This is a genomic window from Sphingobacterium sp. GQ94 (assembly GCF_059758715.1).
This window is the reverse complement of the sequence record NZ_JCAXEC010000008.1, coordinates 29039-42208: the sequence shown is the minus strand read 5'-3', so window position 1 is coordinate 42208 and position 13170 is coordinate 29039. Positions and strand designations below refer to the sequence as shown.

10 protein-coding genes are annotated in these 13170 nt (G+C 38.5%); 4 read left to right on the top strand and 6 right to left on the bottom strand.

Annotated features, from left to right (window positions below; all coding sequences use genetic code 11):
• Positions 1-196 precede the first annotated feature (196 nt).
• The 3 genes from AC6CHH_RS09095 (at position 197) to AC6CHH_RS09085 (ending at position 2501) form a co-directional block, all read left to right on the top strand.
• Positions 197-766, top strand: coding sequence for a dihydrofolate reductase family protein (locus AC6CHH_RS09095; protein WP_498282012.1), 570 nt, complete (start codon positions 197-199; stop codon positions 764-766).
• 472 nt (positions 767-1238) lie between these two features.
• Positions 1239-1982 carry a hypothetical protein gene (locus AC6CHH_RS09090; RefSeq protein ID WP_498282010.1) on the top strand — a complete coding sequence of 248 codons (744 nt, stop codon included), beginning with the start codon at positions 1239-1241 and terminating at the stop codon, positions 1980-1982.
• Between the two features lie 63 nt (positions 1983-2045).
• The gene (locus tag AC6CHH_RS09085) at positions 2046-2501 is read left to right on the top strand and encodes a hypothetical protein (protein WP_498282008.1); all 456 of its coding nucleotides are present in this window, start codon (positions 2046-2048) and stop codon (positions 2499-2501) included.
• A gap of 108 nt (positions 2502-2609) precedes the next feature.
• Here AC6CHH_RS09085 and AC6CHH_RS09080 read toward each other — a convergent pair whose 3' ends face one another.
• The 4 genes from AC6CHH_RS09080 to AC6CHH_RS09065 form a co-directional block, all read right to left on the bottom strand.
• Positions 2610-4760, bottom strand: coding sequence for a c-type cytochrome domain-containing protein (locus AC6CHH_RS09080; protein WP_498282006.1), 2151 nt, complete (start codon positions 4758-4760; stop codon positions 2610-2612).
• A 10-nt stretch (positions 4761-4770) separates the two neighbouring features.
• Positions 4771-6246, bottom strand: a complete 1476-nt coding sequence (locus tag AC6CHH_RS09075; RefSeq protein ID WP_498282004.1) for a DUF1501 domain-containing protein — start codon at positions 6244-6246, stop codon at positions 4771-4773.
• 28 nt (positions 6247-6274) lie between these two features.
• Entirely contained in the window at positions 6275-8650 is a 2376-nt protein-coding gene (locus tag AC6CHH_RS09070) for a PSD1 and planctomycete cytochrome C domain-containing protein (RefSeq protein WP_498282002.1), read from the bottom strand.
• Between the two features lie 63 nt (positions 8651-8713).
• Entirely contained in the window at positions 8714-9148 is a 435-nt protein-coding gene (locus tag AC6CHH_RS09065) for a c-type cytochrome (protein ID WP_498282000.1), read from the bottom strand.
• Between the two features lie 384 nt (positions 9149-9532).
• On the opposite strand from AC6CHH_RS09065, the gene AC6CHH_RS09060 reads away from it, so the two are divergent.
• Entirely contained in the window at positions 9533-11092 is a 1560-nt protein-coding gene (locus tag AC6CHH_RS09060; protein ID WP_498281998.1) for a hypothetical protein, read from the top strand.
• A 341-nt stretch (positions 11093-11433) separates the two neighbouring features.
• Here the strand turns inward: AC6CHH_RS09060 and AC6CHH_RS09055 are convergent, their stop codons facing one another.
• The gene (locus AC6CHH_RS09055) at positions 11434-12237 is read right to left on the bottom strand and encodes a hypothetical protein (RefSeq protein WP_498281996.1); all 804 of its coding nucleotides are present in this window, start codon (positions 12235-12237) and stop codon (positions 11434-11436) included.
• Between the two features lie 370 nt (positions 12238-12607).
• Positions 12608-13054 (bottom strand): hypothetical protein, encoded by a 447-nt coding sequence (locus AC6CHH_RS09050; RefSeq protein WP_498281994.1) that lies wholly within the window; start codon positions 13052-13054, stop codon positions 12608-12610.
• Positions 13055-13170: the final 116 nt, after the last annotated feature.

Below are 13170 nucleotides of genomic sequence, written 5' to 3'. Positions count from 1 at the left end.
TCTTCTTTTTTCTCGAGACGTTGCCCATACCTAAATAATTGTTTTTTATCAGGATCGTATCTATTAATCAAGCTTCTTTTATTCCTGCATTCCAGTGAATCTTTGGTTAATTGCCCCCTGGTATTGTCGGGAATCCCCCCTATGCAAGCAATAGATCTACCTTAAATTTAGAGAATTTTAAACAAACAACCTTACAATGAGAAAGATTAGAATTTTCGAACACATTTCCCTTGATGGTGTAATTGAGCATGACAAAAACTACGAATACGGTGGATGGACGGCACCGTTTCGCACCCCTGAGGGGATGGCTATGCTTCTTGAGAGGTATGGTACACAATTTGACATGCTGCTTGGCCGCAAGACCTATGAAGAGTTTTTGCAATATTGGCCAAATGCTGGGGACTTTCCGATGGCAAACGCCATAAATGGTGCAACAAAATACGTAGTCACTCATAGGCCAGAAAGCCTGAATTGGGGTCCTGTAAAGGGGCTTGAGGAAGGTTTCATAGAGGAGCTACACAAAATCAAGTTAACCGATGGACCTGATCTGGTGTTGACCGGAAGTATATCTTTAACCTCCTTATTATTGGAAGCAGGACTCGTTGATGAGGTTGTTCTGATTGTCTATCCCTTATTATTAGGACATGGTAGACGCCTTTTATCTGATAGCTTTAAGGCCCGGGAACTGGAATTAATAAGCACAGCGACTTCACCGACTGGAGTAATGCTCAATACGTACCGTCATTTGGGAACGCTGAAACACTAAGCTATTGTCGCTAAAGAATAGACCCAGCCATCCAATGAACACCTTAGGATGGCTACATGGCAGAAGACTTGCCTATAATCCAACATGCCCCCATTATTACTGGCATTGTGATCACCGCTTCTGAAGCGGGACCGGCACTAATTAAAAAATTATAATCTGCTTTCGCGTTAGATCAACGGCCTACTCAGGCATCCAGGGAAATTGTTACTTGTTCAGGTTTTCTGGCTTACAAAGTTCTTCGGTAACAAGAGTTTCTAGATCAGTGTTTGCCATAAACTTTTTGAATAGCTGTATTCCTTTTTCCTATTCCATTATACGATAACTTTTTGGGTCTCAAAATATTATGTATTTTTTTGAAAATTATTGTATAAATTTAGAGAATATAAAACTAAAGTGAGGTTAATCACTCAGGCAATAAGAATATATTGAGAGCAGTGATTCAAATAATCATTAACCCTTTAAAACCAATTTTATGAAACCATACATTCCAACTTCTATAAAAAGTTTGTTCTTAATTACCCTATTTACTATTCCAATAATAGCTCAAAGTCAACTTAAATCCTCGGATATAGAATATATAAGGATTGCTGAAATAGAGTATTCCAATGATTCTCTTTTCCTGTGGCAAGAAATACGTCCCATGCTTGATCGAATGGACACCACACGAGGGACTTATCATAAGTTAGCACTTTCAAATAAAGAGAAAACTGAATTTCTTGAGCTTATCGATCAGATTAATCTCTTAGAAATAAAATCAAATAACAAACAAAAAACGGGGTATTTACCATTGGAAATCACGTATAAAGCTAAAGATAAAAGTTACTTTATTTCAGCCTATCAGCACGAAATGTCGGTTTCTGAATCTGACAGTTTTGAAAAATACCTTACCAAGGTTAAGGAAATAATTAACATGCAGAGCGCTAAAGAAAAAATCCTGTCGTCATTAGCCGACGGTCAGTATCAATTAAAATCCCCTAGGAGATACCGCATCATGATAGGACCAAGTGGATGGGAATCTTGGGAAAAGAAAAATGGAGAATTGGAAAGGATTGGATTACCTCTGGTATTCGTGGATGGAGTCGCGAAGGATCCAAATTTCATCCAAGAAATTAACCCTAAAAAAATCAAATCTTTAGAAATATTTAAAAATAACGAAGTGGATTCCCTTTATGGAGTGAAATCTAAAAATGGAGTGATTGTTATCTCAACCAAATAAATTAAAATTAATACGGTAGCAAACCAAATGATATTCTCGTCTAACGATTAGCTAATCAATTAAATGAGAAATTATTATAAACTATTAATTCTGGCAGCGGCACTTTTTACCATAGTGAGTTGTAAAGACGACGATGAAAAAACGTTTTGTGCAGATATCCTAATTCCAATGGTTGTCAATTTAAATTACGTTGACAATACCGGAAAAGATTTACTTTTCGGGGATGCGCCCTTATACCCTGCAGAAAATATAAAAATTTACACCCAGTTGAATGGAGAACAGAAGCCTTTATCGTTTACCGTAAACAAAAATTCAAAATTCATTACGATCAATCTCATCCAATCAAAACACGCAGAATTCCTTATTGAACTCAAAGCTGGGATGAAGGATAAGGTTTCCATTGAAGCGAAAATAGATGAAAAAGATCCATATAAAAATTTCAAGGTAATAGGCGTGAGCCAAAACGACACTCCGGTTCAATTAAATCAGCAAAACCAAATTTGGATATTCAAAAAATAAGCGGATAATGCCGAAATTCTTCGGACAACTATTAAGGGATTGTGTAGGAAAATAAAGGCACAAAAGAATAGATTTAACTCTCTATCCCTAAAATTTGACGCTTCTCCTTTATTTTAAAATAATCTCATCCACAAATAACCAAGGTGTTGAGCCATTGCCAGGAAAACCTTCGGGAATCTTTGAATAATGTTTTGCTTTTAATCGAATAACACGAACCTTCTCACCCGGGACAGGACACGTAATGATTCTCCTTCTTTGCATTTGATCTGGTTTTTCTAAAACCAAATCAACTCTCCCCATCAACTTTAAATGCACGGAGTCTTCTCCTCCCCAAAGCTCAATAGATTCTGGGGGGTAAATATGTTGGTTGTATTCTTGTTTGATACTCAGGGAAAGTGTATTCAATTGAACAGGGTGATCAAAAAAAAGACAGCTCGAAAGATCGTTGCCCTGAAAACCAATCCATTTGCCATCAGCATGATTCTCCCCGCCACTTTCCAAATCGAAAAAGCTCAGCTCCCTCCTGGCTTTATAAAGATGATTTGGTTTGCTCTCTAGTTTCACTCTTGCTGGAATAAATGATGCTAGAAGAAAATTTCGAGAGACCTCATTACTCTGAAGCCAGTTCTCTTTAACGGCTTTTACGCGTAACAGGGCATCCTTTTCAACCATAAAAGGGTTTTGATAAATAGATGCACTAGAGCTATCTGGGCTAGATCCATCAAGAGTATACCTCAATTGTACGCCTGAAATTGGGTGAGCCAGGGAGACCATTAATTTGTTCAAGAAAAAACTACTTGCCGGATTGATTTTAGGTAATGTCAACACCAATTTTTGACTATCGTCTAGTTTAGTTCCCGCATCAATCCGAACGGATGGAATTTCTTTTCTTATATTTTCCAATTCTTTCGAACCTATTGTCGTATTCCAGACAAAAATCTTACGGATGTTTGGCATTTTTGCAATTTTTTTCAATCCATCGCCTTTTATTTCCGTTCCAACAAGGCTAATACTTTTCAGATTTTCCAAATCACTCAACAAAACAAGATCAGTATTTGAGAGACCCGTGTTATTCAAATTCAGAATCCTTAGGTTCGTAAATTTTTTTAAGGTATGGATATCACCTAGTTTTAGCGGCATAGAACTTAAATTCATCGATACGATCTGCTGAGCGATCGGAATTAGCTCTGGAAGTGATTGATCGTTAAAAAAATCTTTGCCATAAAAATTGATGTTTAGGGCCGACGAGGTCGCATTTATTCGATTTATAACCCGATAAGGTGTTGCTAATTTTTCAATAAGCTGCTGATCTACTGGTTCAAAATCATAGCTTTCGGAATTCTGCAAGCCATAAACTGTTTTCACAGACTGAAATAAGGTATCCTGTTCACTGAATGCCGACAATGGAACATTAAACTTACCACCATTCTGGATCCATGCCTTAAGTAGTGATATTTCATCGATGCTTAATTGTGGTTTACCTTTTGGTGGCATGCGGTGCTGGTCTTCGATATCCAACAACAGGCGTTGTATCATTAAACTGGTGGCTGGATTTCCGGCCAGAAATAATTTTCCGTTTTTCCCTCCTTTTTGGATAGAGGAGCTATCTGATAGTATTAAATCACCCTTAGATTTACTTGAGTTATGGCAACCCATACATTTTTGCTGCAGGATGGGCATCACCGCATCTTCAAATACCATCGCATTTTCGATATCCAGTTCTTTGGATGTTTTAGTGACTAGGGGAGCAGATAGAAAATCTTCTCCGTGAGTGAGATTTGCTCCAAAATGGCCGACTAAAAGAAGCAGGACCATGGACAGATTCACCCCAGCTGTAAACAGGGGATGGTATATTTTAGGTTGATTAAAGCGTAGATATCCAATGAGCCCGAGCGATAATAAAGAAAGCATTATTCCTGTGTATTTATGCCATAGGTAACTATTCCCGTCATGTCCCCCTTCCTTTGAAAGCAACAAGCCCATAATTGCCGTTACGGAAATTAAAAAGGCACTGATAAGCATAAATGAATCAATGACCGAGTTGATTTTAGGGACATCCTTCCGGATCTTAATGCGGAACAAGTACATTAGCCAGGAAATAATAAGCAGGACAATGGGGAAATGTAACAACAGGGGATGCAGTCTGCCGATGACCTGCAAAAAAACAGGAATTTGTATGCTGTTTTCGAACAGCGTGAAGAAAATGATAAAACTATTTAATCCTATCAGTATATTGAAATGCCAATTCCTTATGCTCATTTAACTGCTGTTAAGCTAGAATATCTTTAATTACATTACCCGCTACATCAGTGAGTCGGTATCTTCTGCCCAAATGTTTATAGGTTAGTTTTTCATGGTCCAGACCAAGAGTATGCAGGATGGTGGCATGAAAATCATGGACATGTACTGGGTCCTTTACAATATTATAGCCAAGTTCGTCCGTCTCTCCGTAAACCATTCCAGGTTTTATTCCTCCCCCAGCCATCCAGACACTAAAGCAGCGAGGGTGATGGTCACGTCCATAATTGTCAACCGTAAGGCCGCCTTGACAATAGTTGGTTCTTCCAAATTCACCTCCCCATATAACCAGCGTCTCATCAAGCAAGCCTCTCTGTTTAAGATCAGTGATCAAAGCTGCAGAAGCTTGATCGACATCTTTTGCTTGTAAAGTCATTTCTGCCGGTAGGCCTCCGTGTTGATCCCAGCCTTGATGGTAGAGTTGTACAAATCGAACCCCATTTTCCGATAGTTTACGAGCCAGAAGACAATTAGCAGCATATGTTCCAGGCACCAGACATTCTGGGCCGTATAACTTAATGATATGGTCAGGTTCTTTGGAAAGGTCCGTCACCTCTGGCACTGAGGTTTGCATTCTATAAGCCATTTCGTATTGTTGGACCTTTGCGGTTATCTCAGGATCCCCAAAAGTTTCATACTGCAGACTATTGAGTTCCGCGAGTTTGTCAAGGAGCTTTCTACGACTCGCTTTAGTGGTTCCTTCGGGATTGTTCAAGTATAGCACCGGGTCAGGCCCCCCCATGAACTGCACGCCTTGATGAACTGAATCTAAAAATCCATTGGTCCATAATTTCGAGTATACACCTTGTCCATTTCCTTTTCCTTTGGAGACTAGCACACAGAATCCGGGTAAATTCTGATTTTCACTTCCCAAACCATAGCTCAACCAGGCTCCCATGCTCGCTCGGCTACCTTGTTGAGAACCTGTTTGAAAAAAAGTAATCGCTGGATCATGGTTGATGGCATCTGTATGCATGGATCTAATAATGCAAAGGTTATCAACGACGCTTGCCATATGTGGAAAAAGACTACTTACCCATGCTCTACTTTGCCCATACTGAGCAAAATCAAAATACGATCCTACCAACGGAAAATTAGCTTGACCTGCTGTCATTCCGGTCAGCCGCTGATCACCCCTGATTGATGCAGGCAGATCCTGGCCAATCATTTCCCTCAATTTTGGCTTATAGTCAAATGATTCCAGCTGGGAGACACCTCCAGATTGAAATAAATAGATGACACGCTTTGCTTTAGGAGCAAAGTGGGGAAGCGCTTTTTCAAAAGCTTCCTGACTTCCGGGTTTTCCTGAAAACAAATCAGGAATCAATAACGATCCTAAGGCTACGCTCCCAATCCCAACACTCAGGCTAGACAGAAATTGTCTACGGTTTTGGAACAGTTGCGCCTCTTTTACTTCTTTATCAAAATTGTGATCAGTCTTCTTCATAAAAAATCAATTTATCGATAAGTATTCCTTATCCTTTGGTCAATGTCTCCTCCAAATTGTAGATAGCATGTACCACAGACATCAAAGCTGCTAATTTCTCTTTAGAAATCTTAGGGTCAATTGGGGCTTCTCCAACAGTCAAAAATGCTTTTGCATCTTCTTTCTTCTTAGTAAAACGTTCAAGTTCCACTACATAATATTGATTCAGCAGTTCGAGCTCATTTTCCGTGGCGTCTCGGCATAACACTCTTTTAAAGGCCTTCTTTATATAATTGGAATGACCTACATCGGGGAATTTGGCAATTAATTTAGAGGAGAATACTCGCGAGGCCTCTAGAATAGCAGGATCATTCATCATTACCAAAGCCTGTAATGGCGTGTTGGTGCGGTTGCGCTGCACCTCACAGGCATCACGATTACTGGCGTCAAAGATCAGCATATTGGGAGGAGGCAATGTTAGTTTAAAAAACACGTACAGCCCTCGCCGGTATAGATCCTCTCCATGATCCTGAACGTATTGAGCAAGTGCACCTCGTCCCGAACTACTCACTTCCCAAATCCCATCGGGCTGATAAGGTTTTATACTTGGTCCGCCAATGCTCCTGTTTAACAAACCGCTTGTTGCTAGCACTTGATCCCGAATCATCTGAGCAGGCAATCGTATTCGTTTTGCCCTTGCAAGGTAAATGTTGTCAGGATCTACTTCTAAATGTTTTTTGGTGATTTTAGAGGACTGCTGATAAGTTTTTGAACTAACCAATTGCTTCATTAATCGCTTAACATTCCAACCGCTTTTCTGGAAATCCAATGCTAACCAGTCCAATAGCTCCGGATGGCTTGGCAGATCTCCCTGGTTTCCAAAGTCAGCAACTGAGGCAACTAGTCCACGTCCAAATACCATAGCCCACATTTGGTTGACGAACACACGTGAGGTCAGCGGGTTTTTATCACTGAACGTCCACTGCGCAAGACCCAATCTATTGGAGGCATATTTTGTACTGTCAAAGGGAAGAACTGCCTGAGGGGTTTGAGGATAAACGCGTTCCTTCGGAGAATCGTACACCCCCCGATCTAGGATATAAGTAGGTCTGATGCTGTCACGTTCTCCCATCACAGAAACGGAGACCTCTCCATTTTCCTCCGGTTGGTTTATAAAGTTCAATATTCCTTTAATGTCCTCTTGGGTAAGGGTAAGCCGAGGAGTCTTTGAAGGACCAGAGTTCACGAGACCTTCGAGTCCCTTCTCCAAGGAGTTATTAAAGAATGCGAACATACCATAGTAGTTTTTCTGGGTGAACGGGTCGTATTTATGGTCATGACATTGCGCACACTCCATCGTAATACCCAATATTCCTTTTGCATAGGTATTTGTTTTATCTAAGGCATAGGCAACACGGTATTCTTCTTCAACAACACCTCCTTCTTCGGTTATTTTATGGTTGCGATTAAATGCGGTGGCAAGAATCTGTTCTTTTGTCGGATTGGGTAACAAATCACCCGCCAATTGCCAAGTCACAAATTTATCATAAGACATGTTTTCATTAAAGGCATGGATCACCCAATCTCTCCAGGGCCATTGCGTTCTTATATCATCATCTTGGTATCCATAGGAATCGGCATAACGAGCGAGGTCCATCCAATGTAAAGCCATCTGTTCGCCATAGGCCGGTGAGGCTATCAATTCGTCAATTAAACGATCATAAGCTTGATCAGATGTATCTTTTAAAAAGCGTTCCATAACTTCTTCTTCGGGAGGAAGCCCTGTTAAATCCAGACTCACCCGGCGTAACAATCTATTTTTGTCCGCTTGAGGATTAGGTTCAAATCCTGATTTTACCATTTTATCAAGCACGAACTTATCAATAACATTGTCTCCCCATTTAATTTTATTCTGTTCAGGAATTTCGGGTTCAATAGGTGGGGTAAAAGCCCAATGAGGCTTGTATTCAGCCCCCTGTTTTATCCAGAGTTCAATTAAATTTATGTCGTAATTGCTTAGGGGTAAGTTTGAGGCGAGCGGGGGCATCCGGATAGTTTCATCTTTAGAAGTGATCCTCAGAAAAGCTTCACTAATATTGGGCTTCCCAGGCACTATGGCGTGTTTGTCTGGACTTTCGACCAATGCTTGATATGCCCCCTTCTCTGTATCCAGACGTAGCCCGCTTTCACGGGTATTATTATCCGGGCCATGACAGGCAAAACATTTGTCCGAAAGGATGGGTTTGATATGATAATTGAAATCTACATATTTAGGCAACACAAACTCTCCCTTTGCCGAAGAGAGTGAATTATCCGCTGAAGAATTACATCTACTCAAGAGTGAAATCAACAAACCCAGTACGCTAAAAACTACGCAAATTACTAGTAGGTTACGTTTTGGAAAGGAAGGTTTACTAGCTGTCATAATGTTACTTAAGGCTTAAACATATTTCAGGGTATTTATTTCCCCTATTTCAATGATCCATTTTTATTCACTAACATTAGAAAGAATGTAAGTCACCATTGCTTCCGCATCTTGGATCTGTAGCTTCGGGTGGGCGCTCATTACGGAATAGCCCCAAGAACCACTGCCTCCCAAGATAACACGCTGAGCCAATATCCGAATGAATACCTGCTTTCTCGGATATCTTAAATTGATATCACTGAAGGAGGGTCCAATGGCTTTTCTATCTTTGCGATGACAGGAATAGCAGTCCGAATAGGATAACATTACTTTTCCTCTTTCCATTGTTTCCTTAGAAACTTCCTCATCATCTCCTTCTATTTCTCGTATATAATCTCCCTTTTTATTCGCAACGGTCTGTTTTACCGTCGAATTTTTTGGGGTACTGCTCCCATGGCATGCAATTAATGTTATTAAACTTAATAACCAACTTATAGCATAGATTGTTGTTCGTTTCATACGCAACAGTTGGCTCCTAATAGTTAGAAATAGGTTGAAGGTTAGCCCATTACTGGGTAAATTTTTAAACGTCAATTGATTAACAATTTTAAGTTACCAAAATTTCTCTAATACCTGAAAGATTTTAGTTAATTTTCACTAAAAAGGTTACATTTCAAGTATGCGTAATTTAATTAAAGTCAATTATTTAAACGATAATGGTAGGATGGTCTTGCCCTTATAGAAACGTACTGCAAAATGAGTAAAAATCACACAGAGGTATTAACCTTTAGGGGCACAGAAAAATTCTTTAACGAAAGTTCATATTTTGATCCATTATGTATTTAATCGTCCTTCAAAATTATATCTTTGTTCAAGCAATATAGCGTCCATTTATTATCATTCATGAAAATTTTATCCATTCCTTGTTCAATCCTAAAAAAACAGATATCTCAACTTATTTTTCTTTCTATACTCTTGTTATCCTTTTTTAGTTCATGTAAAAAAGAAATTACCCAAGAAATACAAAAACCAATTGTTGACTCATTCAGTATTAAAAGCTATGAACAGACAGGATTGGATGACCTCATAATTGACGTTGAATTAGGCAATAGGACACTGGATATATCTGAAGAATGGGGAATATGCATATCTGAAAATTCATCACCAACTATAGATGATGAGTTTCGAATTTTAAATAATCAAAAATTGACAGATACCTTATATAGAATGGGTCATTTTAAAACACTATATATTAGGGCCTTTATAAAATCTAGAATTTCTGAAAAGGTTGAATACAGTAACCAAATCAAAATTGTGACCAGGGGATTACGCAATATCTTATCGAGTACGATTGATGTTCAGAACTTTGTTCATGTGGTTGATATGAAGGAGACAGACCGAAATTCATATGTCATTTTGTATGCCTGTCATAACGGACCTCAATTTACAACATATCCAAGCGCTTTAGAAATCAATAAAGAGGGTAAAGTACTCTGGCATCAAAAAAACTTGAATGTAAGCGACAATATTAAGTACCCAACGGCAGTGGTGCTGTTAAAAAGTGGTCATCTAATTTTCTCCGATTTCGTAGGTCCGCTAAAATCGATCATAACGGTTACAAAATTAGATTTGCAAGGCAATTTTCTGTGGAATAAAACCATCAGTAATACACAAAATCAACGATATCATGGAACAGAAGAATTACCTGATGGAACTTACAAGGTTAAAACTTCTGAATATGATCAATCATTGAGCACTGGTAGTTTACTCAATCACAAACTAGTGGACTTTATCATTGATGAGGATGCAGAGGTGCTATCAAGAAAAGAATACAAATATACGACTAACAATGTAAATTCAGATGATATAGGTGCCTTGTTAACTATGAATAAAACGGGAGTTTTTTCGTCAAATAGTTTTTATATTAAAGAGGATTTGGTGTACGATCCTAAAGTTATGTTTCAACGATATGATATGGATTATAACCTAATTTGGGAAACCATATTACCAAAAACACACAATACTGTTCCTTATAGTACTATTAAATCATTAAATGGAAATCCAGTAATTTTGATGCATCATAACATACCATCAGAGCTCTGGCTTTGTGAAATTAATTGGGAAAATGGACAATTGAATTGGGGTACGCATTATCGAAATATACCCGCTGGATACATGTCAAATACCTACCCTTATTCCATTTCAAACGATCAGAAAGGTGATCTATATGTTTCAGGTGATGCCGTAGGGCATTTAGGTCAATATCAATTTTTATTAAAAACTGATCCCTTGGGCAGAAGACTTTGGGATGCGGACATCTTGGCTGAACCTCCTTATGTAATTGGCAAGAATCAGAAAATTTTAATTAATAAAGAAGGAAAGATTTGTGTCCTTTATTTTCAAATGAAGAATCTAAGTGATACCGAAGTACCGCTGACTTTGAGAGTGTATGAAGAGCATTAATCGATCGTTTCTACCATAGATGCCGATTCAATGACTAAGCTATACCTTTTCTAATCCGAAGAAATCGAATTTGAAATGTGATGATCTAGTTATAAGCTCTTTCTTGCGCGATCCACCCTTCTTCATCCTTTTCTTAATGGATGATCCTATATAACCTGTTTTTTAGGTTTAGATGATATAGTTTTGCAAGGGGTAAAAATTTTTATAAAAATTTGTATTGTTTCCTCTGTAAGTATAGGATTTTGGTTTATGTCTACAAATTGTTGTCGAGCTTTTGCCACCAGAAACTATATTTAGCTCTCTTTTGTATATTTTCTTATTCCTAAATCATATATGCAGTTTTAGTGATTTCTGCTCTTTAATTCGAATACCAGTTTTTCCACACTTCTTCCACCTTTCATTGGCTCTCCATCGGAATCTTTAAGCTGACCGCCCAGTGCATAAAAGGCTATGCTACTGTTTTTATGGTTTACTTTGAAGGCATAGCTGTCCTCCATGTTACCGTCGCTACCAAAGCTGATTATGTTATGCGGTGTTTTCGTTTCTTGTACACAGTCGCCGCTGAAACAGATGGTATAAGTGTTGTAACCAGCCAATCCGCTTACGTCTCCATCGGCACTAAACACGACTTCCTCGCTTATAGGCTGACCGCCCTTGTATAGGAAATAGTTGCCTGCTATGAATTTTTCGTTCAAGTATTGCTGAAAACCCCATGTAGACCCACTTATATCCGACACCTTTATGAATGCCGAATTCAGCGGGGCACCTACCCATGAGGTATCGAGCATTACCCAGGAACTGTCGTGAAGGGTAATAGTGCTATCCTCATTTAACGTAAAAGTCAGATCGTAATTTTGCGTTGCTGCAAGCAGTGCAAATGTACAATCTCCTCTCTTTTCATACCCCAACGTACCTCGCTCAAAGCCGTAGTTGATCATCACACTGTCGGCGCTGATGAAGTTCATTTCATAACAATAGCCATGGATGCTTCCCGCTACCGAATCCGGAAACTGTTGAAGGAACGTGTCGTTGATATATCGACCATTAATACCAGTCGCATGGCGAGCGCATTTGTTGGGGTTACAGCTAGCGACCAAAAAACCTGCTAAATAAACCAACAAATACAAGAATATTCTTCGCACCATTTTCATTTAAATTCGTAGATAGTAAGCCTTTAATTCTTGATGGACCACCAATATACTATCCAAGTTCTATCGTTATATCCAGATTATGAGCGATTCTAGGCTGTGTATTGGTATATTAATAACGTAAATATATGAAATTCCATGAAATCCGATTCCGCGCGTCATCAGTTAAAGAACGTTATTCGAAAAATAATTACCTTTATTGATTGTTTTTTATCTTCATTATTACATATAAACAAAATATTTTACATTCTACCTACCCCAAGATTGCTGTCCTGTACCCTCATATCGGAGGTCGTGATACGGTTTATAGTATAGAGCTTAACGGATGTAACGAATTTCTCGTTGACCATACTGGTAGACTTCCCAGTTATAAAAACTTTAAGATTCTAGATTCGAAAATTTCTTTCTCTTTTCTGTTCTCAAACCAATTAAAATCTTTATTCATAAGCTTAACTTCTCCTGAATTTGTATCTGTAAAACTAACTAATAAAATTCGTGTATACCTATCAAATTCTCTGAATAAAACTTTAACAATTTCATTTCTTTCTTTATAAGAGAAAGAAACACATTTCCAATGACCAGTATGATCAAGCTCTATAACTAGGTTATTCTTGTCTAAAAAAATATCAGGATTCTTTTCATGTAATTTCTTAAGATTATCCTCAATTTCACCCATAGTCTTATTAACTTCCCAAGATTCAGCAAATGGATAAGACCCTGCAAAACCACCAACTCGCCTCCTGACAAGCTCATATCCAAAAATTATTAGAATGAGACAAAAAACAATCAAAGATATTTTTTTAAACAATTTCATAGCACCTTATTAATTACCTGAATTACCATCATTCGTAACATATTGCCAAAAAGCATCATAAGCGGCATGCCCTTGTTTTCAAGCTTTCGTCTCCAGTTGGGTTTCGTGTAATAACT